Origin of the sequence: Gemella sp. zg-1178 (assembly GCF_018790995.1) — a bacterium.
GTDB lineage: Bacteria > Bacillota > Bacilli > Staphylococcales > Gemellaceae > Gemelliphila.
In genome coordinates, this window is sequence record NZ_JAHKEI010000021.1 from 1 (window position 1) to 22,578 (window position 22,578).

The 22,578-nt window shown below is 30.2% G+C and carries 19 protein-coding genes; 5 read left to right on the forward strand and 14 right to left on the reverse strand.

The genetic code is table 11. From position 1 onward, the window contains the following. Positions 1-454 precede the first annotated feature (454 nt). From KMP12_RS05890 to KMP12_RS05900, 3 genes are all read right to left on the reverse strand, one after another. Positions 455-1,387, reverse strand: a complete 933-nt coding sequence (locus KMP12_RS05890) for a ketopantoate reductase family protein (RefSeq protein WP_215756812.1) — start codon at positions 1,385-1,387, stop codon at positions 455-457. A 133-nt stretch (positions 1,388-1,520) separates the two neighbouring features. Continuing rightward, the gene (locus tag KMP12_RS05895; RefSeq protein WP_215756813.1) at positions 1,521-4,148 is read right to left on the reverse strand and encodes an ABC transporter permease; all 2,628 of its coding nucleotides are present in this window, start codon (positions 4,146-4,148) and stop codon (positions 1,521-1,523) included. A 1-nt stretch (position 4,149) separates the two neighbouring features. After that, positions 4,150-4,851, reverse strand: a complete 702-nt coding sequence (locus tag KMP12_RS05900) for an ABC transporter ATP-binding protein (protein ID WP_215756814.1) — start codon at positions 4,849-4,851, stop codon at positions 4,150-4,152. 219 nt (positions 4,852-5,070) lie between these two features. Here KMP12_RS05900 and KMP12_RS05905 point away from each other — a divergent pair, with 219 nt between their 5' ends. The 4 genes from KMP12_RS05905 (at position 5,071) to guaB (ending at position 9,094) form a co-directional block, all read left to right on the forward strand. Then, positions 5,071-5,841: a type III pantothenate kinase gene (locus KMP12_RS05905; RefSeq protein WP_215756815.1), complete on the forward strand. Its 771-nt coding sequence runs from the start codon at positions 5,071-5,073 to the stop codon at positions 5,839-5,841. 211 nt (positions 5,842-6,052) lie between these two features. Beyond that, positions 6,053-6,922: an Hsp33 family molecular chaperone HslO gene (hslO, locus tag KMP12_RS05910; RefSeq protein ID WP_215756816.1), complete on the forward strand. Its 870-nt coding sequence runs from the start codon at positions 6,053-6,055 to the stop codon at positions 6,920-6,922. Positions 6,923-7,021: 99 nt separating this feature from the next. Next, positions 7,022-7,612, forward strand: coding sequence for a xanthine phosphoribosyltransferase (locus KMP12_RS05915; protein WP_215756817.1), 591 nt, complete (start codon positions 7,022-7,024; stop codon positions 7,610-7,612). 18 nt (positions 7,613-7,630) lie between these two features. After that, complete coding sequence (gene guaB / locus KMP12_RS05920) at positions 7,631-9,094, forward strand: IMP dehydrogenase (RefSeq protein WP_215756818.1); 1,464 nt, start codon at positions 7,631-7,633, stop codon at positions 9,092-9,094. Between the two features lie 179 nt (positions 9,095-9,273). Here the strand turns inward: guaB and KMP12_RS05925 are convergent, their stop codons facing one another. From KMP12_RS05925 to KMP12_RS05970, 11 genes are all read right to left on the reverse strand, one after another. Next, on the reverse strand, positions 9,274-9,693 hold the full coding sequence (locus KMP12_RS05925; protein ID WP_215756819.1) for a hypothetical protein: 420 nt from the start codon (positions 9,691-9,693) through the stop codon (positions 9,274-9,276). Positions 9,694-9,709: 16 nt separating this feature from the next. Next, positions 9,710-10,075: a hypothetical protein gene (locus tag KMP12_RS05930; RefSeq protein ID WP_215756820.1), complete on the reverse strand. Its 366-nt coding sequence runs from the start codon at positions 10,073-10,075 to the stop codon at positions 9,710-9,712. Between the two features lie 119 nt (positions 10,076-10,194). Continuing rightward, positions 10,195-11,340, reverse strand: a complete 1,146-nt coding sequence (locus tag KMP12_RS05935; RefSeq protein WP_215756821.1) for a mannitol-1-phosphate 5-dehydrogenase — start codon at positions 11,338-11,340, stop codon at positions 10,195-10,197. An 11-nt stretch (positions 11,341-11,351) separates the two neighbouring features. Then, positions 11,352-11,789 (reverse strand): PTS mannitol transporter subunit IIA, encoded by a 438-nt coding sequence (locus KMP12_RS05940; RefSeq protein ID WP_215756822.1) that lies wholly within the window; start codon positions 11,787-11,789, stop codon positions 11,352-11,354. A gap of 21 nt (positions 11,790-11,810) precedes the next feature. Further along, positions 11,811-13,781, reverse strand: coding sequence for a BglG family transcription antiterminator (locus KMP12_RS05945; protein ID WP_252344727.1), 1,971 nt, complete (start codon positions 13,779-13,781; stop codon positions 11,811-11,813). A 374-nt stretch (positions 13,782-14,155) separates the two neighbouring features. After that, positions 14,156-15,565, reverse strand: coding sequence for a PTS mannitol transporter subunit IIBC (locus tag KMP12_RS05950; RefSeq protein WP_215756823.1), 1,410 nt, complete (start codon positions 15,563-15,565; stop codon positions 14,156-14,158). 681 nt (positions 15,566-16,246) lie between these two features. Next, positions 16,247-17,560, reverse strand: a complete 1,314-nt coding sequence (gene eno, locus KMP12_RS05955) for a phosphopyruvate hydratase (protein ID WP_215756824.1) — start codon at positions 17,558-17,560, stop codon at positions 16,247-16,249. A 50-nt stretch (positions 17,561-17,610) separates the two neighbouring features. Beyond that, positions 17,611-18,375 (reverse strand): triose-phosphate isomerase, encoded by a 765-nt coding sequence (gene tpiA, locus KMP12_RS07630; RefSeq protein ID WP_252344729.1) that lies wholly within the window; start codon positions 18,373-18,375, stop codon positions 17,611-17,613. Positions 18,376-18,393: 18 nt separating this feature from the next. Further along, positions 18,394-19,590 (reverse strand): phosphoglycerate kinase, encoded by a 1,197-nt coding sequence (locus KMP12_RS07635; protein ID WP_371821678.1) that lies wholly within the window; start codon positions 19,588-19,590, stop codon positions 18,394-18,396. Positions 19,591-19,666: 76 nt separating this feature from the next. Beyond that, positions 19,667-20,674 carry a type I glyceraldehyde-3-phosphate dehydrogenase gene (gap, locus tag KMP12_RS05965; RefSeq protein ID WP_215756825.1) on the reverse strand — a complete coding sequence of 336 codons (1,008 nt, stop codon included), beginning with the start codon at positions 20,672-20,674 and terminating at the stop codon, positions 19,667-19,669. Positions 20,675-20,688: 14 nt separating this feature from the next. Further along, complete coding sequence (locus KMP12_RS05970; protein WP_215756826.1) at positions 20,689-21,732, reverse strand: sugar-binding transcriptional regulator; 1,044 nt, start codon at positions 21,730-21,732, stop codon at positions 20,689-20,691. A 267-nt stretch (positions 21,733-21,999) separates the two neighbouring features. Here KMP12_RS05970 and KMP12_RS05975 point away from each other — a divergent pair, with 267 nt between their 5' ends. Then, complete coding sequence (locus KMP12_RS05975) at positions 22,000-22,263, forward strand: DUF2087 domain-containing protein (protein ID WP_215756827.1); 264 nt, start codon at positions 22,000-22,002, stop codon at positions 22,261-22,263. The last annotated feature ends 315 nt before the right edge of the window (positions 22,264-22,578 follow it).

Here is a 22,578-nt window from a genome sequence, read left to right on the forward strand (position 1 = left end):
ATAATAATAGTAGCTATTTTATATATTTTAAGTAATTTATCTAAGTTCATGCTTGCTCCTCCTTTTTAAATTTATAAATTTTATTTTATAATATTTCAATTTTATTTTAACATAAAAAATTAAAAAAAACAAAAATCATATTTCTTTATAATTTTTTTATATCAATATTGGTAACCTTTTTAAAAGTAGGAAAATTTTTCTACTTTAATTTTTTTAGTCGGTGTAGTAAAATTTTATTTTTACTGATTATTATAATTAATTTTATTTTAAAAACTATATTATTAAAAAATAATAAAATAATTTACTTAATAACTTATAAATTTAAAATAATAAAATAATTCTACTTACTAGGAAAATAAAAAAGACAAGCCAAAGAGCTTGTCTTTTGTGTTATTAATTTTTTATTTTAATATAGCGAAGATAATTTTTATCTTGTCCACTTAGTATTAAAATATTATTTATTACCACCTAAAAATTCTTTGATGTGGATTAATTCTGTTGCTAAATCACAAACTGGTGTTGCTATCTTGTGTTTACGTCCCAGACGTGATACTGCTCCGTTTAAATAATCTATTTCTGTTAAACGGCCGTTTTTCATATCTTGAGTTAGTGATGGGTAGTGTAAGCCTGCCAATTCGGCTGGGAATATTCTGCTGATGTTGGCCGAAATAACTTCATGTTTAACATCTACACCTTCTGCTCGTCCTACTGCTACTACTTCTCTTAAAATCATATCTGTTAATTCTTGATGGCGGGCGTAAGAACCGTATTCACCAATATTACAGTCGATAATTGTACAGTAGGCATTTAAAACGCAGTTAAGTCCTGCCTTGTGCCAAATCGATTGGAAGACGTTATCAGAGTAATGTAAATTCAAGCCAGCTTTATTAAATCTTTCAACAATTTCTTTGGCAACTTCTGTACTTTGTTCAGAAACTTGTTTTATTTCTGTTTTACCAGTTCCGTGAGCATTTAGAACTCCTGCTCCTCCTAAACCACTTGTCCAAACTGTAACTCCGATTAAAATATTTTCTGGGTCGACATATTCTTTTAGTGTATCGACATGACCAAGACCATTTAGGATACATATTATTTTTGTTGTTGGTTTTAAAAATGGTTTTAGTGTTTCCATCATGGAGCGTAGCTGCATAGATTTTGTCGCTACAAATACTACGTCGTATTGACCTGTTAATTCTTCTGGATAGAACATAGGAATTTTAAAATATCCTTGTTCTTTGTCATCTATGATTACTTTTAGACCTTCTGTCTTGATTTTTTCAACGTGGTCTTTCCAAGAATCTATTAGGGTTACATCTTCTCCATTTTTGTGTAACATGTAAGCAAAACGTGAACCTAAAGCACCTGCTCCTGCAAATAAAATTTTCATATATATTTCTCCTTATCTGTTTATTTTATCAACTTCATTGTAACATATTTTATATGTTTATGCTAGCAATTACATTATTTATTTATAAAATATTTATTATTGTGGCTAATTACATTTTGAAATATCCTCATTTTTATTCAAGACTCTTTAAGGCTTCTATCATATTTACTTTTTTTAGGCGACTGTGCATTACCAACATGAGCAGTAAAACTATAATTAAGGTGATGCTGGTAGAAATAATATATACCCAAATAGATGAAGTGGGTTCAAACATGCTATCACGGGCAGTTAAATCTAAAATAATTGCTCTGTATAGTATGTTGCCAACAAAATTTCCAAGGATAATTCCTATTAGGGCTAGGTAAAAAATTTCTCTGAATACATAGGAGGTAACTTCAGCAGGATAAAATCCTAATACTTTAATGGTTGATAACTCCCTAATTCTTTCTGAAATATTTATATTAATTAAATTGTACAAGACGACAATGGCAAGGGCGGTAGAGCATAATACGATTACTGCTACTATAATATCTATTCCTTCAACTACATTATTTAGTAAATCTTTATAGCTTAGATTATTTTGTGTATAAACTACATTATTATTTTTTTCAATTTCATTAATAATATTTTTTACTTGCTCCTTATTGTGATTAGCCTTAATTAAAAAACTGTTATCTGTGTAAGTGTCAGCAAAAACTTTTTCGTAATAATTTTTAGTCATAAAAATTGTATGCCCAAAATAATTTGTATTTATTGCCGCAACTTTTAGACTATATTCTTTTTCATTTAAAATTATTTTAAAAGTATCTCCCACTTTCAAGTTATGAAGATAGGCTAATTTTTCATTTATTACAACTCCATTGTCATTAATTTTAATCTTCTTAGAATTATTTTTTATGGTGAAGTAGTCTTCTAAGTCATTATTTATGGTAAATATGGCTACATTATCCAATATTTCATTATTTTTTTCTATGGTTGCTGAACTGATATTAATCTTGCTACTGGCTTCAATATTTGTATTATTTTCTATGCTAGCAAACAATTTTTCTTTTTGACTAGCAGTTATATAAGAATTGTAAGATGCTATAAGGTCATACTTGCTTATAACATTAAATTGTTCATAGGAAATATTTTGCACACCAAAGCGAATGCCAAAACCTAAAAACATGAGGGCAAGACAACCTAAAACTCCAAAAATTGTCATCAGCATACGAAGCTTATAGCGAAAAATATTTCTAAAGGTTACCTTGCGTAAAAAACTTAACCTTTTCCAAATAAATGTTAGATGTTCCAAAAAAATACGTGAACCATTTTTTGGTGCTTTGGGTCTTAGTAGGTAGGCGGCTTTTTCTTGTAAAATTTTTCTAAGTGGTAGATAAACTGCAATTATCACACAGGCTACCGCAATAAAAATTGATAAAACTATAATTTTTATATCAGGTCTTATTAGGGGGATGCGAAAAATTAAGAAACGGGCGTAAGAATTATACACAATGGGTACAATAACCAAGTAGGCGGCAACAACTCCAAATATTCCTCCTCCAACTGCCGATAACATACCATAAATATAATATTTTTTGGCAATATTAAAATTAGCATAACCAAGAGATTTTAAAGTGCCGATATTGGTTCTATTCTCTTCAATCATCCTTGTAAGGCTTGTTAATGAGACTAAGATTGCTACGCCAAATAAGAAAATAGAAAAAATATTCGCTAGGGAGGTTAAGCCAGCTGTTGAGTTGATAAACTGGGCGTACTGCTTGTTGCCCTTGATATTATTAACACTAAAGCGTGGATAATGAGTCTTAGCCAGTTTTTCCGAAGTAAGATTAAAAAGTTCCTCCTGTTCTTTTATCTCATTTTCAAATTTGCCAAGTTCAATTTTTCTAGCTTCGTATTCTGCTGGCAGAAAGTTTTTTATTGCCTCTAAGTTATCATTTGCAAGACTTAATTGATTTTTAGCCTTGACTAGCTTGTCCCTATTTTCAGCAATAGTTTTTTTACTTTCTTCTTGAAAATTCTTGTCGTGTTTAGTCTGTTCTATTTTTAAAATTTCTACTAATTCATCACGATATTTATTAACTTCTGTGTAGTATTCTTCTCTTGTAAAATCTTTTCTGTCAATATTTTTTAAGAGGACATTGACACCGGCATACTTGTCAGCTTCAAAGTTATTTTTATTAACAAAGGCAAAAAAATTCACATTGGCAGAGTTGTTGCTAGAACTTTCCGGCATATCTGCCCCATAAACAAAACCTACAATTTTATAAACTTTATTTTTTAATTCCAGGCTGATAAATTCATCTTTTTTATTGTCGTAACTGATGCTTACTTCTTCATTAAGCTTAAATTTATTTTTCAAGGCCTCGGTTAGGACTATTTCTGTATCATTTTCTGGTAGACGGCCAGCAACTAACTTAACTTTGGCTATATTTTCAGGCATTGAATAGATATTAACTTTTTTATCTTCCATTTTAGACATGGCTACTTCTTTGGTGTAGTAAGTCTCGATAGCCTCTACCCATTTATAATTTTTTATTACTTCTATATCGCTACTATCCAAGTAAAAATTATTAGTTATCTTCAAGTCGTACATATTTATTTCTTTGAAATATTTGTTTACCGTATTTTTCATTGTGGGGGGAGTTTCTTTTAAACCGGTAAAAACAAATACACCAAGAAACATAATAATCATAATGGAAATGAATTTTGATTTTGTTGACCAAATTTCTCTAAGTATATCTTTATTTAAAACTTTCATACTACCACTCAACTTCATTTATATTTTTTGGTTTGTCGTTAATAATAATATTTCTAACTTTTGCGTCATATATTTCTATAACCTTGTCGGCTACTTGGGCAATGGTGCTGTTGTGGGTAATTACTATAACTGTTTTTTGCTCATCTTTTGCATAGTCTTTCAAAATTCTTAAAATATTTTTTCCTGTATTGTGGTCAAGGGCTCCTGTTGGTTCATCACAAAGCAGAATTTTAGGATTTTTGGCAATGGCCCTAGCTACTGCTACCCTTTGCTGCTCGCCACCTGATATTTGCGAGGGAAAATTGTTTTTTCTGTGTTTCAGTCCCACCCTATCTAAAACTTCTTTTGCGTCCTTATGCTTTTCTACTATCTGACTTGCCAATTCAACATTTTCTAAGACTGTTAAATTGGGTATTAAGTTATAAAATTGAAAAACAAAACCGATAATTTCCCTGCGATATTTTGTTAATTCTCTTTCAGAAAAATTTGTAATCTGACTGCCAAATATATCTATGTAACCACTGCTTGCCCTATCCATTCCACCTAAAATATTTAAAAGAGTAGATTTGCCAGCACCTGACGGTCCTAATATTACGACAAATTCTCCCTCATTAATTTCAAAACTTATATCATCATTTGCCCTAAATTTATTTTCATTTTCTCCATACTCTTTTACTAAATTTTTTACAATAATTTTATTCATAATCGCTAGTCCCCACCAATTTTAATATAAAAAATTTCTTCCTATATTTTTTAAAAATTATTCTATCTATATTAATATTAACATTTTTTAAAAAATTATTCTATCTACTTAGTATAGAGTTTTTAAAAATTATTTTTTGAAATTTTAAATACATTAAAATATTTTTTATTTCTAATTTATGTGTTATAATAAATTTAATTTTATTTTAGGAGTAATATAATGATTTTTGCACTTGATGTTGGCAATACTAATATAGTAATAGGAGTTTTTGACAAGGAGTATCAACTTAAATATTATTGGCGTATCGCAACCGATAGCACAAAGACAGAAGATGAACTTTATGTTATCATCAGAAATTTTTTTATCGACAAAAATATTAAATTTGAAAGTTTTGACGGAGTGATAATATCTAGCGTTGTACCAACCATGTTATTTGCTTTGGAATTACTAAGTAAAAAATATTTTAAAAAAGAAGCTATTATCGTTTCTAATAATATAAATACAGGGCTTAAAGTCCCAGAACCTTATACAGATAAACTGGGGGCTGACAGAATTGTCGACATAGTCGGAGCAAAAGTTTTTAACTATTTGCCAGCCATAATTGTTGATTTTGGTACAGCTACAACATTTGACTATGTAGATGAAAATATGGTTTATCGTGGTGGAATTATCTGCCCAGGAATAAATATTAGTGCTGACGCCCTATATGAAAAATCCGCCCAACTTCCTCGTGTTGAAATAGAAGCAGTAGACTCAGCACTTGGTATGGATACAGTATCCCAAATGCAAGCTGGTTTATTTTTTGGTTTCATCGGTCAATTTGAAAATATTATTGTCAATATGAAAAAAGAAATTAAAAAAGAGGTCAACGTCGTCTTAACAGGAGGTTTATCAAAATTATTTGCCAAATATAGTAATCAAGTAAATATAGTTGACGAAGAATTAACCCTAAAAGGAATTATTGAACTTTATAAACTAAATTCAAAATAAAATTTTCTAGTAAGTTTTAACGGTAAAATTTACAACAATTTTTAAAATTTATAATATAATAGACTACAACCTTATAAAAGTATTTATAAATAAATATCTAAAAAATTAATCTAATAAATTTTCTTAGACTTTTACAGTAAAAATTATAAAGCTTACTTATAGAGTTTTATAAATAAAACTTTAATAAAATCAGAAAGGAAAAATAGTAAACTTGAAAGATTATTTGATAAGAGGTTTAGCCCTTAATGACGAAATTAGGTTTTTCGCTACAAGAACAACAAAACTTGTCGAAGAAATTAGATTAAGACACAATGCTTGCCCAACTGCCATAGCCGCTGTTGGAAGAACTGCAACAGCTACTGCAATGATTGGAGCAATGCAAAAAAGCGGAGATATAGTTGATATTCGTGTACGGGGTAGCGGACCGATAGGACAAATACTAGCAACAGCAAATGAAGACGGTCAAGTTCGTGCCTACGCTACAAATATGCAACTCCACCTACCTAGCAAGGGCAAGGGAAAACTTGATGTTGCTGGCGTGGTTGGAACTGAAGGAGAAATAATAATTATAAAAGACCTGGGTCTGCAAGAAAAATATACGACAAGCTCACCCCTAGTGTCTGGAGAAATTGCAGAAGACTTCACCTACTACTTTGCAAAAAGTGAACAAGTAGCCTCTGCCGTATCCCTAGGAGTTTTAGTTGATACAGATAATTCTATACTTGCGGCTGGTGGTTTTATTATCCAAGTTCTTCCCTTTGCCAGCGAAGAAACAATAAGTAAACTGGAAGAAGTCTTAAAAAATATAAGACCAATTTCTACTTTAATTAATGAGGACAAGTCATTAGAAGATATAGTCAAAATACTTTTTGATGGTAATTACAGAATTTTAAAAGAAAATAAAATAGAATTTAAGTGTAGTTGTTCAAAAGAAAAATATGCCAAAGCACTGGTTACTCTTGGACGTGAAGAATTGGAAGATATGTTAAAAGATGAACATATAGAGACAGTCTGTGCATTTTGCAATGAAAAATACGAATTTTCCCAAAAAGAAATAAAAGAATTGATTGACAAATTATAATAAAAAATTGAAAATTACGATATTCTTGTAAAACCTTGTGTTTTAAAGGATATTTTGTTATTATAGATAGAAATAAATTATACAAAAGGGAGAATTAATATGCAGCTACTTCAAAATATGGTAAAACAAGACGGTAAGGTTTATCCGAATAATGTACTAAAAGTTGATTCATTTATCAATCACCAAATCGACCCAAGCTTAATGATAGAAATGGCAAGTGCCCTACACAATTACTTTAAAGAAAAAAATGTTACAAGGGTACTTACTATCGAAGCAAGTGGGATCGCCCCTGCAATCCTTGTAGCAAATCTTTTTAACGTACCTATGGTTTTTGCGAAAAAAAGCCTACCCTCTACCCTAGTTAGAGATAGTTTTTATCAAGCAGAAGTCCATAGTTACACAAAAAATGTTACAAATAATATTATAGTATCAAAAGATTTCTTAAAAAAAGAAGATAGGGTGCTTATTATTGATGACTTCTTGGCTAAGGGGCAAGCTGTTTTAGGTTTAGCAAAATTAGTAGCTCAAGCTGAAGCTCAATTAGTTGGTGCTGGCATATTAATAGAAAAAAGTTTTCAAGACGGGCGTAAATTATTAGAAGAAGAAAATATTGATGTTTGTTCGCTATGTCGCTTGTCATCTTTAGAAAATGAAGAAATTAAATTTAATTTAGCTGATGATGAAAAATAAAAGATAGGAGAAAATATTATGTGGGAAACAAAATTCCAAAAAGAAGGCTTAACATTTGATGATGTATTACTAGTGCCTGCACACAGTGAAATTCTACCTAAAAAAGTAGATTTAAAAGTAAATTTAACAAGAAATTTAAAATTATCTATTCCGATTTTATCGGCTGCTATGGATACAGTAACAGAACATAAAATGGCAATCGCCATAGCTCGTGAGGGAGGTTTAGGCGTAATTCACAAAAATATGTCTATCCAGGACCAAGCAGAAGAAGTAATAAAGGTTAAACGTTCAGAAAGTGGCGTTATAACTAATCCATTTTTCTTAACGCCAGAGCATCTGGTAGAAGATGCTGAAGACTTGATGCAACGTTACCGTATTTCTGGTGTTCCAATCGTAAATAATATTGAAGATAAAGAATTAGTAGGTATCTTAACCAACCGTGATTTAAGATTTTTGACAGATTTTTCTACGCCAATTTCAGAAGTGATGACAAGAGAAGATTTGATAACTGCTCCAGCTAAAACAAGCCTAGACGAAGCAAGCTACATTCTTAGAAGTCATAAAATAGAAAAATTACCTTTAATAGATGATAAGGGAAAATTATCTGGACTTATCACAATTAAGGATATAGAAAAATTAGCAAAATATCCAAACTCTGCCAAAGATAGCTTCGGTCGTTTATTAGTAGCCGCTTCAGTAGGTATTACTGGCGATACATTCGACAGGGTTGAAGCCCTTGTTGCCGCCGGAGTAGATGCTATCGTCGTAGACACTGCTCATGGTCATTCAAAAGGTGTTATCAATCTAGTAAAAGCATTGAGAACTAACTATACAGACCTAGCTATAATTGCAGGTAACGTCGCTACTGGAGAAGCTACTCGTGCCTTGTTCGAAGCTGGTGCTGACGTAGTTAAAGTTGGTATCGGCCCTGGTTCTATCTGTACAACTCGTGTCATTGCCGGTGTCGGCGTCCCACAAATAACTGCAATCTATGACTGTGCAAGTGTCGCTAGAGAATACGGCAAAGCCATTATAGCTGATGGTGGTATCAAATATTCTGGTGATATTGTTAAAGCACTGGCTGCTGGTGGTCATGTCGTTATGCTAGGTTCTATGCTGGCAGGTTGTGATGAATCACCTGGAGATTTTGAAATTTTTCAAGGAAGAAGATTTAAAACATATAGGGGTATGGGTTCTCTAGCTGCTATGGAAAAAGGTTCTAAGGATAGATACTTCCAAGAGGACGGAAAAAAATTAGTTCCAGAGGGAATAGAAGGACGTACGCCATACAAGGGAGCCTTAAGCGAAACAATCTACCAACTAGTAGGTGGACTGCGTGCAGGTATGGGTTATACAGGTTCTAAAAATTTAGAAGAATTAAGAGAAAAAGCACAATTTATAAAAATGACCGCTGCTGGACTTATCGAATCACACCCACACGACGTACAAATCACAAAAGAATCACCTAACTATTCTAAATAATATTTTAATTAGAATATAATTTAAACACTCCAACTTAATTTTTATAAGTTGGAGTGTTTTTTATTTTATTAACAATTAAGAAATAGTTCAATAAAAAATAGTTTATCAATATTAAATCTACATAAATTTAAAAATTATATTAATATACTTCTATACCATTTACATTATTAAAAAAAGAACTAGATTAATCTAGTTTTTATTATTTTTGTATTTTTCTTGTTAGTAAGATTATTCCTACTGGTAATATTAGATATAGTAAGCATTAATATAAAAATTAGGCCTAAGAAAATATATACAAAGCTATAATACTCTGCGATATAACTCCTAACTGCTTGAACATTCATCAAAAATAAAGGTATAATCACTAGAAGTAAACTAAACTTTTCTAAAAATATTAGTTTCGACAATTTGTGGCTAGCTACATCACTTCTTAATACGTCTATCTTATAGGCTACATAAGAACTAAGTAAGAATAAAGGAAATAGAATAATAAATAAATATTTTGGTCTTTCATCAAAATTTTGAAAATGATAAACAAATATTATAATAATAGCTAAAACACTCACTGCTTGTATAAGATAATATTTTTTTAAAGTCATATTTTTCCCTCCTCTCCTATCTGGTTTTTGTAGATTTTTTAATTAATTTTTTTCTATACAAATCAATATATATTAAGGCAATTATAATTAAAAGTAAGGGACTATAAAACAAATTATTCACAGGTTCTAAGTGATTATTTACTCCCAGTAAAAAAATTAATAATAAAAATGCTATGGGGGTTAGTGTATAATCTATTTTTAATAATTTAATTATCTTGTCAGTTTTTACTTCTATTCTCATATATTCACTAATATACATTAACTTATAAAGATAATATAAAGTTATAGCAAATGGTAAAATTGCATAAATAGTATAAAAAATTGTTAAACCGGCAAAGGTCAAAGCCATTAATTTTTCTATTAATATTTTCTTTTCAATCATTATTAAAATCCTTTTTCTTATTTACTTATATTATACCATTTTTTTATTTATAAATATATTGCTATTTAAAAATTTTACCAAAAATAAAAACATAAGAATAATATTCTTATGTTTTGCTATTATAAATTTTTGTAAGTAGTTTCTATTATATTTAAAAATTGTTCATTCTCAAAATTTGTTATTTCTTTTATAGTTTCTTTTACTGATTTTTTAGCTAATAGATTTTGTAATTTTAGAGCTTGTTCATCATCTTCAGCCTTAAATTTTAGGATATAAGCACAAGTTTTTGCTAAGTTTTCAAATTCTAAGTTTCTTTCGATACACTCTTTAATAGGTTTTATAAATCTTTCATTTTCTCCTAATTTTCTTATAGGTGTACGGCAGATACGGGCTACATTATCCACAATTAATTTATTTTCAAAACGTTTGATTGTTTTTTTACGATACTTGTCCATATCTTCCGTATCAAAATTCCATTTTGCAACTAATAAGGCACTTGTTTCTTCTAAAACTTTAATAAAACTTTCTCTTACCTCTTCAGCTTGAGCAGCATCAGAAACTAAATTTATGCCCTTGTAACTAGCTATATAAGACAGGGCAGCATGACCTGTATTTACTGTGAATAATTTTCTTTCGATAAAAGGATTTAAGTCTTTTACATAGTTTACACCTTGAATATTTTTATTTGCTTGAACTTTTATTTTATCAACTTCAACAACCCATTCACAGAATTTTTCTACTTCTACCAGTAAAACATCATCATGTTTTTGGGCTGGCACTATTCTATCCACAGCAGAATTAGGAAAACCTACATATTTTTCAACAAATGAAATTTCTTCTGAACTTAAATTTTTAAAGATTTCATTTTTTAAAAAGTTACTTCCTTCTATCATATTTTCACAAGCAACTATGTCTAAAAATTTTGTATTATTATCCTTGTATTTTTTACTAAGTCCAGCTGCTATATCTTTAGCTATAATAGGTAGCACATTAGGTCCTATAGACGTTGTAATTAATTCTACATTTCCTACATATTCTACTAACTTTTCTTTTTCTGTTGCAATATTTAGACCGTAAAAATTATCAATAATAACTTCTTCTACCTTATTATCTAAAACTTTTATTTTATAAGTATCACGATTTTTTAAATTTTCTACTACTTCTTCATTAATATCAACAAATGTTACATGGTAGCCAGATTTATTTAGTAATTCTCCTATAAAACCTCTACCAATATTTCCTGCTCCAAAATGTAAGTTTTTCATATCTATATCTCCTACTCAGAAAGTAAATTTATAACTTCTTCTTTTGTTTTTGCACTAAATAATTTTACAACATTTTCCTGGTCAGAACAGAAAATTGCAATCTTAGAAAGTAATTCTAAGTGTTCGCCGTCTTTACCTGCAATACCAAAAATAATAAATACTAACTTGTCTTCTGTGTCTTCTGGACTGGCAAAAGAAACTCCACCAGGTATCTGTAAGACTGAAATTCCTGTATTCTTAATTGATTTTTTAGCGTCATCTGTTCCATGAGGTATGGCTATAAAATTTCCCATATATGTTGATACAATATTTTCACGCTCTAACATAGCATCTACATACTCACTATCTACATAACCATTTGCTACTAAAACTTCTCCTGCTTTTCTAATAGCTTCTTCTTTTGTTGCAAATTCTTGACCTAATAATATATCTTGTTCTTTTAATAACATTTTCTAATCTCCTTTGTTAAATTAATTATTACTTGCAATATACTTCATCAGTATTAATTCTATTTTTGTTTTAATAAATTCTATATTTCTACTAAATAGGGCTGACTTAAAAACTTCATCTTCTAAAATAGCTATACTTAGTTGCCCTAACAAGTCAGTATAATCACTAATATTTGGGCTGACCATAATAAAAAATAATTCTACATTTTCTGTCTTGTAAAGGGCATTATTCATTTCTATACCTTGTTTTAAATTTACTATTTTTATAAAAGGTTCCTCAATACTATTATCTAAGGTGTGAAATAGGGCAATCCTAGTTTCAGGTATTACAACCGAACTTTTTATGTGCCTATCTACTAAATTATTTAAAATTCCTAATTTAACCCTATCTGTATAGGCTAGTGAAGCCAGCATATGACCCAAAGCGTCTTTAATATTTTCTATTTTTTTACTGTATTCAGCTTGATAAATATTAGGCATTAATTTTTCTATAAAATTAATAGCCGATACGTCATCTTCTTCATAAGCAATATTTTTAAAACTGCGAGCTTCTAATAATTTACTTCTGATTTTGGCTACATCTTCTTCTCTTAAAATAGTAGGTATCAAAACATAATCAATATCATCATCTAATCTTATGGTTGAAATAATTATATCAAAATTTTTCTTGCTATCATCTCTTAATTTTGCCGGTGTAGAATATTCAATATTTTTAATTTCAGGAATATTTTTTCTGATTAAACTTCCCACTATCCTTGAACTACCTATACCACTAGAACAAACCACCAAGGCACGAATAAAATTCTCACGATATATTTGTTCATAACTAGAAGCAAAATGAATAACTATATAACTAAGTTCTGCACTGCTAAAATTTATTTCATCAAAAACTTTTAATAATTCAGATTTAATAATTAAATAAAGTTCATTATAATTTTTCAGTACAAAATCTAATAATTCTGTATTCTCTTCTACAAGTCTTAATTGATGTCTTTTAATGGCTGATTCAATATGGGCTATCAAACCATTTGCCAAGTTTGTGTCCTTTGAAAAATCAATATGGCTCTTATTACTAACATTTCTTATCAGGCTATGCACCTTATAAATTAAGGTGTAGGAATACTTGTCATTAACATAGGTAACCTGCTCTATTAGTTTACAAGTTTTTAAAATTTTTGCCATATAATTTATAAAATTTTCCTTGTCATTTATCAATCTATACTTAGAAATAAGAGCTAATAAAGTATTAATATTATCTTTTTCATTTTCAGATAATATTTCCTTGTCAATAATATTATAATTATCTATTTTTACAGCTACATCAACAGCTATTAATAATTTTTTTATACTAGAATCTGTATAAAGTTTAAATATTTCTAATTGCCTATTCTCATTAAATAAATTTCTTAAAAAATCTATATCTAAAAACTTGATAAATAAATTCCTACTATAATCATTATCATTATTAACAACATAAAAAAATTCATTATCATCTATTTCATTACAAAAAATAGATATTAATAGTATCTTCTTATCTTCTATGCTACCTTCTAAAGTTAAACCCTGCCCCTTTTTTCTAAGCAAGACTAGCTTATAGTCTGATAAAATTTTTTCTATGGTATTTAAGGCTGACAAGACTGTATTGTAGCTTATAAATAATTTTTCTGATATTTCCTTAATAGAAATTTCTTCATTTATCAGCAAATTATAGAGTATTAAATTAATTTTCAAATCATGGGAATAAATTTGCTCTATACTACTATCTAAAATTGACAAATCAATACTTGATAAATCTCCAACCAATCTGTATTTTGATTTTTCTTTTAATAATTTTACTTGCAAATTTTCCAAAGACTTCTCTAAATTTTTTATTTCTCTGTAGAGAGTACGCTCTTTTATTTTTGTTAAGGCTACTAAGTCTTTAATACTATATTCCTTATTTTCTTTAAGGAAAATATTTAAAATTATTTTTTCTTTTTCTGTTAATATCATAAAATATTTCTCAACTTACTAAAATTATAAATTATATTTTCAACTACTTACATACTAACATATTAAATATACTTAGTTAAATTCTAAGATTTCATTATAAATTTAATGCAATAAGAGAAGGCTATAAACCTTCTCTTTAGAAATTATTTTAACTTTTTACCAAGTTTATAAAAATTGGATAATGATATATAAATAGCCTGCTAATTTTTTCTTGAACTCGAGAAGTAAATTCTTTTTCAGAAATAAGAGCTAGCATTTTTTATTACAAGACTAAAACTTTTCAGATTAAAATTAGTAAATATTTTCTAGCTTGACAAATTTTATTTACTAAAATTATTTTTGATAACTTTCCAAAAAGTTTTTATCTAGTCTTACTATTTTTTAAGTTGCTCTACCACTTCATCATAGCGTGGACTTGATAAGAAATTATCTACTGATACATGAAGGGCTGAAGAGTTCATACCTTTTGCACGAGCTGTTAATTCGTTTTGAGTGATTATCAGAGCTTTTTCTCCATCTTGTAGATTTCTGATAGCCATATTTGTTACTGGTAAATCAAGTCCAGCCTTTTTAAATTTATCTCTTAGTATAGAAGCACCCATTGCTGAAGAACCCATACCTGCATCACAAGCAAAAATTACTTTTTCAACTTGGTCATAAGAAATTGATTGTGCATTAGAACTTGAAACTTCTTGCCCCTTAGATTCAGCTTTCATTCCTGCAACTTGAGCTTGAGCAGCTGCTAAATCTCCTGTCATATTAGTATCACGTCTTAAAATAATTGACGCAATTATAAATGTTACTACTGCTGCAACTGTAACACCAGCAATAACTCCAATATAAGAATCTTGTGCAGTCAGACCTAAAATTGCAATAATAGAACCTGGTGAAGCTGGAGCTTTAAGACCTGCATTAAAGAATTGAATTGTTGCTGTTCCAGAAACACCACCACAGATAGCTGCAATAATTAGAGCTGGTTTCATTAGAATATATGGGAAGTAGATTTCATGAATACCACCGAAGAAATGAATAACTCCCGCACCAAAAGCTGATGACTTAGCGGCACCTTTTCCAAAAATCACATAGGCTGCTAAAATTCCTAAACCAACACCTGGGTTAGCTTCTAGTAAGAATAGAATAGATTTTCCTGTTTCTTTTGCTGCTTGTGTTCCTAGTGGTGTTAAAATTCCATGATTAATAGCATTATTTAAGAACAAGATTTTAGCTGGTTCTATAAAAATATTAGCTAGTGGAATTAAGTGGGCATTAACTATTGCATTTACTCCTGCAGCTAAAGTATCATTTAAAACTTTAACGACTGGTCCTATTGCATAATATCCTGCTATTGATAAGAAGAAACCTAAAAATCCAGCAGAAAAATTATTTACTAACATTTCAAAACCAGTTTTTATTTTTGGTTGAACAGCATCATCAAATTTTTTCATAAGCCATGCCGCTAAAGGTCCCATTAACATAGCACCCAAGAACATTATTGAACCTGTACCAACTATTACCCCCATAGTAGATATAGCCGCTACTACCCCACCACGTTGCTTGTGAATATTATATCCAGCTGTATAAGCTATCAATAAAGGTAATAAATAAATAATCATTGGGTCAACTAATTTAGCTAAATTTTCATTTGGTACCCAACCTGTTTTAATAAATAAAGCCGTAATAAGTCCCCAAGCAATAAAAGCACCGATATTTGGCATAACCATACCAGAAAGTGCAGTTCCTATTTTTTGAACGAAAACTTTAAGGCTATTGTTTTTGTTACTCATAATAAGTATCTCCTTTAATTTATTTTAATATGATATATTAAAAATTATAATTTATAAGCTAACTATAAACAAGAGCAAGTATGGCGAAAAAATTTTTGTCAAATTGGAAATAAAAAATACCCAGCGTGCAGAACGCTAGGTTGAATTTGTTTTAACCTTGTTTTTATAAATATGTATAGAAAAATTTTTTATAAACTAGTTATTGGCTAGATTTTATTTTAACTTTATATTTTAATAATTGCTTTTTATTCTATTAGGAATCTTAAAAAATTTTTATTCCTTATTTTTTAAAAATTTTATTTCTATAAAATTAATTTTTTCATTTTATATTAAGATTTAATTTTTAAATTTTTTCTGCATTATTTAAATATTTTTTCAAAGTTTTATAATATATTTTTGTAGTATAATTTCTTATAAAAATTAAAAAATATTAAGTAGCTATTTTTTTATACACAATAAATATTATATATTCCTTTTTCTTCCTTTCTTGATTATTGAAAAAATCTTCTCTGCTTGTCTTTTTTATTTTGTTAGTAGTCAAGCATTAAAAATTTTATTTTCTTATATTTTTTTGATATAATTTTTATTTGCTTGTTTTGTTAAAATTTTTCTTGAATATTATCAATGCTGATATTGCAAAAAATCCCTAGCATATCAAGTATACTAGGGGATTTTTATTTTTTATCTTACATTATAGAATACTGATTTACCAGCGTAAACTTGTGTTTCCTTTAGTTCATCAGCTATGCGTAATAATTGGTTGTATTTTGCGATACGGTCTGTACGGCTAAGAGAACCTGTTTTAATTTGCCCTGCATTTGTTGCAACTGCAATGTCAGCTATTGTTGAGTCTTCAGTTTCTCCAGAACGATGAGAAATAACTGCTGTGTATCTAGCACGTTTTGCCATTTCGATAGCTTCTAATGTTTCTGTTAAAGTACCGATTTGGTTTACTTTGATTAGGATTGAATTTCCTACTCCTTTTTCAATTCCTTGAGAAAGTTTTGTAGTATTAGTTACGAATAAATCATCTCCAACTAATTGAACACGGTCACCAATTCTTTCAGTTAATAATTTCCATCCGTCCCAGTCATTTTCATCCATACCGTCTTCGATAGTTAAGATTGGGTATTTATTTACTAATTCTTCTAAGTAGTCTACTTGTTCAGCTGAAGTGCGTTTTGCTCCACCTTCACCTTCAAATTTAGTGTAGTCATATAGCCCATCAGTGTAAAATTCTGAAGCTGCACAGTCAAATCCTAAGAATACATCTTTACCAGGTTCTAAACCTACTTTTTTAATAGCTTCTAAAATTGTTTCTACTGCGTCTTCTGTTCCGTCGAACTTAGGTGCAAATCCACCTTCATCCCCTACTGCCGTCGCTAAGCCACGAGCTTTTAATAATTTAGCAAGATTGTGGAAGATTTCTGCTCCCCAACGTAGGGCTTCTTTGAATGATGGAGCCCCTACTGGTAAAATCATAAATTCTTGGAATGCTATTGGTGCATCAGAGTGAGAACCACCGTTTACGATATTCATCATTGGCACTGGTAATTCTTTTGCATTTAGTCCACCTAGGTAACGATATAAGGGTAGTCCTAGTGAGTCAGCTGCAGCATGAGCTACTGCTAAAGAAACACCTAAGATTGCATTAGCTCCTAGACGACCCTTGTTTTCAGTTCCGTCAAGTTCAATCATAGCACGGTCAATAGCCACTTGTTCAAATACATCAAAATTTCCTTCTAGTAAAGGAGCTATTTCTTCATTTACATTATCTACTGCTTTAGAAACTCCTTTTCCTAAATAACGTTCTTTATCTCCGTCACGTAATTCAACAGCTTCATATTGTCCTGTTGATGCTCCTGATGGTACTAAAGCACGCCCAAAAGCTCCTGATTCTGTTGTAACTTCTACTTCAACAGTAGGATTACCTCGTGAATCTAATACTTCTCTTGCATAAACTTCTGAAATAAAATCGAAATTTTTTTGTAACATTATATGTTCTCCTTATTTTTTATACTATAATTTTTATTTTTATAATTTTATTAAGCTAATTTTCCACCTTCAAGTAAGGCAACAAATGAATCTACTTTCAATGAGGCTCCACCTACTAAAGCCCCGTCAACATCTGGACAAGCCATGTATTCTGCTATATTAGTTGGATTTACAGAACCGCCGTATTGAATACGAACTTTATCTGCAACATCTTGTCCGTAAATATCTGCTACAACATCACGAACTGCTTTACACATTTTTTGTGCATCTTCTTTTGTGGCTGATTTACCAGTTCCTATTGCCCAGATTGGTTCATAGGCTATAACAAGTTTTTCTGCTTGGTCTTTTTCCAGTCCTGCTATATCTACTTTTAATTGTTTTGTAATTACATCTACTGCTTGAGATGCTTCGTATTGTTCCAATGTTTCTCCGCAGCAGACAATAGGCACTAGACCATGCTCAAATGCTGCCTTGGCTTTTTTATTGATTAGTTCATCACTTTCAAAAAAGTATTCTCTTCTTTCTGAATGACCTAATATAACATATTTCACACCTAAATCAGCTAGTGTCAGAGGAGATATTTCTCCTGTGAATGCACCTGATTTTTCAAAGTGGCAATTTTCTGCCCCAATATTTAGGTTTGAATTTTCAGTTAAAGAAACTAGGGTTTCTAAGTGAGTGGATGGAGCACAAATAGCAGCTTCTACCTTATCAGTAGCTGGTATTTTGTCTGCTACTTCTTTGGCAAATTCTCTTGCTTCTTTAACAGTTAAGTTCATTTTCCAGTTTCCTGCGATAAATGGTAATCTTGTCATCATATTTCTCCTAATTTTTTATTTATCAGATAATGATTCTATACCTGGTAATATTTTCCCTTCTAAGTATTCTAAAGATGCTCCTCCGCCTGTTGAAATATGAGAAAATTTATCTGCATACCCTAGTTGAATAGCTGCTGTTGCAGAATCTCCACCACCGATAATAGTAGTAGCGTCTTCTAAGTTAGCGATACTTTCACATACTCCAATAGTTCCTTTTGCAAAATTTGGCATTTCAAATACACCCATAGGGCCGTTCCAAATAACTGTTTTTGCATCTTTTAATACTTCTGAGAATAATTCTACAGATTTTGGTCCAATATCTACACCCTCTTCATCTTCTTGTATATCGTCAGTTGCTATACGACTAGGTGCTTCATTAGAAAATTCTTTTACTGCTACCGTATCAACAGGTAAGACAATTTTATCTCCTGCTTTTTCTAGTAACTGGCTAGCGTATTCTACTTTATCATCTTCACAAAGTGAAATTCCTATACTTCTTCCTGTTGCTTTTAGGAATGTGTATGCCATTCCTCCACCAATAATTACCTTGTCCGCTTTTTCTAATAGGTTTTCAATAACCCCAATTTTGTCAGAAACTTTTGCTCCACCAATAATTGCAACTAGAGGTCTTACTGGATTATCAACAGCTCCTCCAATAAATTTCAATTCTTTTTCAATAAGGAAACCGAAAGCTGAATTACCTGCCCCTATGTTGGAGGCAATTCCCTTGTTTGAAGCGTGAGCACGGTGGGCAGTTCCAAAAGCGTCATTTACAAAAACATCTCCAAGTGATGCCCAATATTTTCCTAGCTCTTCATCGTTTTTAGATTCTTTTTTACCGTCAAGATCTTCAAAACGTGTATTTTCAAACATTAAAATTTCACCATTTTTTAAAGATTTAACAGCCTCATCTAGGTCTTCTCCTCTTGTTGTTGGAATGAATTTTACAACTTGCCCCAATACTTCTGCTAGTCTAGCCGCTACTGGTGCTAATGATTTTGTTGCTTTATCAGCTTCTTCTTTAACACGTCCTAAATGAGAAAATACTACTACTTTTGCCCCTTGCTCCAAGGCATAATTTATTGTTGGTATAGCTGCTGTAATTCTATTATCATTTGTAATAACACCATCTTTTAATGGCACGTTAAAATCAACACGGATTAAAACTTTTTTCCCCTGTAGATTTCCTAAGTCTTTGATTGATTTTTTCATCAAAAGGGCTCCTTTTTTAAAATAATATGGGATAAGATATAAGCATTTAGCTTATATCTTATCAATTTTTAATTAATTATTTAATTAATCCTGCAAAATGTTTTAATGTTCTTACTAATTGTGAAGTGTAAGACATTTCATTGTCATACCAAGATACAACTTTTACTAATTGTTTATCCCCTACAGTTAAAACTTTTGTTTGAGTTGCATCAAAGATTGAACCAAATTCACTTCCTACGATATCAGAAGATACTATTTCATCAGTGTTGTAACCAAATGATTCAGTTGCAGCAGCTTTCATTGCAGCATTAACTTCTTCAGCAGTTACATTTTTTTCTAGTGTCGCTACTAATTCAGTAATTGACCCAGTTGATACAGGAACTCGTTGTGCCGCTCCGTCTAATTTTCCATTTAATTCAGGAATTACTAGACCGATAGCTTTTGCAGCTCCTGTTGTGTTAGGAATAATATTTTCAGCTGCGGCACGAGCACGGCGTAAATCTCCTCCGCGGTGTGGTGCATCTAGTGTATTTTGGTCTCCTGTATAAGCATGAATTGTTGTCATTAATCCTTGAACTACTCCGAAGTTGTCGTGTAATGCTTTTGCCATTGGAGCTAAACAGTTTGTTGTACAAGAAGCACCAGAAATAACTGTTTCACTTCCGTCTAATGTTTCGTGGTTTACGTTGTAAACAATAGTTTTTATGTCATTTCCACCTGGTGCAGAAATAACAACTTTTTTAGCTCCAGCCTTGATGTGTGCTTCTGCTTTTGCTTTAGAAGTAAAGAAACCTGTACATTCTAAAACTACATCAACATCTAATTCTCCCCATGGTAATTCAGCAGGATTTGCTTGAGCAAATGCCTTAACTTCTTTACCATTTACTAGGATAAATCCTTCACCTTCTGAAGCTTCACCTTTAAATCGTCCTTGAGTTGTATCATATTTTAATAAATGAACCAATTGTCTAACTGGAGTTAGGTCATTTATTGCAACTACCTCAATTCCTTCTACTTCTTGTATTCTTCTGAAAGCTAATCTTCCTATACGTCCAAAACCGTTAATTGCTACTTTTACTGTCATATTATTTAGTCCTCCTAAAAATAATTTAATTTTTTTAAAATTTTTTTACAAATTGCTTCATCAATAATAAGGGTTGAATTAGCTGGTCTACTGTTTAAATAACTATAAACAGCTTCGGCTTTTTCTTTACCACCTACTATTGTGAATATATCTGCCACTTTCTCTACATCTTCTATATTCATACCTATTGTGTGGGTGCTATAAATAATTTTTCCGCCCTTGTCATAAAAACTTCCAAAAGTTTCACTAAGTGCATTACTTGTTTTTAAAATTTCAATAGTTTCTTTGGCAAGTTTTCTACGGTTAGCCATTTCATAAGCCTCACCTATACTATGAATAATAATAGATGTTTTACTTATAATATCGAGAACCTGCATCATTATCGGCTCTTTAGAAAGCTCATCTAATGTCCTACTTCCGATATTATCCGGTGCATGTAATAATTGGTACCTATGATTTGAATTAACTGCCATTTGGGTAGCAATATCATTAGACTGATAACCAGTATTGGATATTGTCAAAGCTCCTCTTATTGGCGTAATCATTATATTCTTATCATAGCCAAAAGTTTTATCAACCTTGCTAGCTAGATACTGCATTGTACTGCCACCACTAACACCAATTACACAATCCTTACTGATAATTCTATTGACCTTGTCAAAAAGTAATTGTACCATTTCTTGTCTTGTAACTTCACTTTTTGAAAAATCTCCCTTGACTACAAAAATATCTTTTATCCCGAAATGTTCTCTAATAATTTTTCTAGCACGTTTAAAAGGGTCTTCTGCAAATGTACCCTTTAATTCATCTAAAAATTCATCACACTCGGGCGTAATAGTCATACCAGTAGTGCTTTTAGATATGAGTCCCAGTTTTGCCAAAATTTCACATTCAGTCCGCAACTGTCTTTCCGTAAGTCCAACTATTTCCATCAAAGATTTACGACCAATAGGTTGGTGAACCTTAATAGAAATTAACAACTCATATCTCTTATTAAATTTTTCGAACAAGTCTGGAATAAGTTTACTTTGCAAATGTAGTAATTGTAAAATATCCATTCCTTTGCTCCTTAAGTAATAGAAAGTTTGTTGGTCGTTTTTCGACCTTAACGGTCATTTTAAGTCCAATTAAGATTAAAAAAATTTACCGAAATAAACATTCTTTTGTTATTATATCATATAAAAAAATAAAATCAAGTTTTATCATTTTTATAAAAAAAATATGCTAGATAAGATTAATTATTTTACCTAGTTGAAAAAATTTTTATTTATATTATAATAAAGTAAATTTACAAATAACTTATTTATTAGGAAAGGTCAAGTCAAATGGAAGAAATAAAAATAAAATATTTTAAAGATAAAAAACTAACAACAATACCTAAAAAAGAAAAAAATAAAATTTTAGTATTAGAAATAATAAAAGACTTTTTAAAAAATAAGCAGGAAACTTTTACAGAAAAAGAATTAAATGAAGCAATAAAAGAAATTTATCCAGACTACTCTCTAATTAGAAGATACCTAATAGATTATAAAATGATGGTTAGGGACAATTATGGTAAAAACTATTCATTTAATGATACTGAAAATTAATATAAAAGATAGTAATTAAATTATAAATCTTTGTTTGAAATTATAGATTATAATTTTTTATTATCTTGATTTTCTATAAGAATAAAAAACTATTAAAAAATATTTTGAAATAAAAAATTATTTAATTTATTTTTTTATTTACTATACACTTTAAAAAAGAAAAATTTTAATAAATATTCTTAAAAAATCGCAAATTACAATAGTAAGTTAGCCACCTCAGGCAAGTCATAAGGACATACATAATTAAATAATTTACGTGGATAACGATTTATCCATTGTTCAACAGCCGTTACTTCGTTAGGAGTAACGGTTGTT

Coding starts and splice junctions, on each gene's coding strand:
- KMP12_RS05890 (WP_215756812.1), bottom strand. CDS start 1,387: ATGAAAATTTTATTTGCAGGAGCAGGTGCTTTAGGTTCACGTTTTGCT.
- KMP12_RS05895 (WP_215756813.1), bottom strand. CDS start 4,148: ATGAAAGTTTTAAATAAAGATATACTTAGAGAAATTTGGTCAACAAAA.
- KMP12_RS05900 (WP_215756814.1), bottom strand. CDS start 4,851: ATGAATAAAATTATTGTAAAAAATTTAGTAAAAGAGTATGGAGAAAAT.
- KMP12_RS05905 (WP_215756815.1), top strand. CDS start 5,071: ATGATTTTTGCACTTGATGTTGGCAATACTAATATAGTAATAGGAGTT.
- KMP12_RS05915 (WP_215756817.1), top strand. CDS start 7,022: ATGCAGCTACTTCAAAATATGGTAAAACAAGACGGTAAGGTTTATCCG.
- guaB (WP_215756818.1), top strand. CDS start 7,631: ATGTGGGAAACAAAATTCCAAAAAGAAGGCTTAACATTTGATGATGTA.
- KMP12_RS05925 (WP_215756819.1), bottom strand. CDS start 9,693: ATGACTTTAAAAAAATATTATCTTATACAAGCAGTGAGTGTTTTAGCT.
- KMP12_RS05930 (WP_215756820.1), bottom strand. CDS start 10,075: ATGATTGAAAAGAAAATATTAATAGAAAAATTAATGGCTTTGACCTTT.
- KMP12_RS05935 (WP_215756821.1), bottom strand. CDS start 11,340: ATGAAAAACTTACATTTTGGAGCAGGAAATATTGGTAGAGGTTTTATA.
- KMP12_RS05940 (WP_215756822.1), bottom strand. CDS start 11,789: ATGTTATTAAAAGAACAAGATATATTATTAGGTCAAGAATTTGCAACA.
- KMP12_RS05945 (WP_252344727.1), bottom strand. CDS start 13,781: ATGATATTAACAGAAAAAGAAAAAATAATTTTAAATATTTTCCTTAAA.
- KMP12_RS05950 (WP_215756823.1), bottom strand. CDS start 15,565: ATGAGTAACAAAAACAATAGCCTTAAAGTTTTCGTTCAAAAAATAGGA.
- eno (WP_215756824.1), bottom strand. CDS start 17,560: ATGTTACAAAAAAATTTCGATTTTATTTCAGAAGTTTATGCAAGAGAA.
- tpiA (WP_252344729.1), bottom strand. CDS start 18,375: ATGACAAGATTACCATTTATCGCAGGAAACTGGAAAATGAACTTAACT.
- KMP12_RS07635 (WP_371821678.1), bottom strand. CDS start 19,590: ATGAAAAAATCAATCAAAGACTTAGGAAATCTACAGGGGAAAAAAGTT.
- gap (WP_215756825.1), bottom strand. CDS start 20,674: ATGACAGTAAAAGTAGCAATTAACGGTTTTGGACGTATAGGAAGATTA.
- KMP12_RS05970 (WP_215756826.1), bottom strand. CDS start 21,732: ATGGATATTTTACAATTACTACATTTGCAAAGTAAACTTATTCCAGAC.
- KMP12_RS05975 (WP_215756827.1), top strand. CDS start 22,000: ATGGAAGAAATAAAAATAAAATATTTTAAAGATAAAAAACTAACAACA.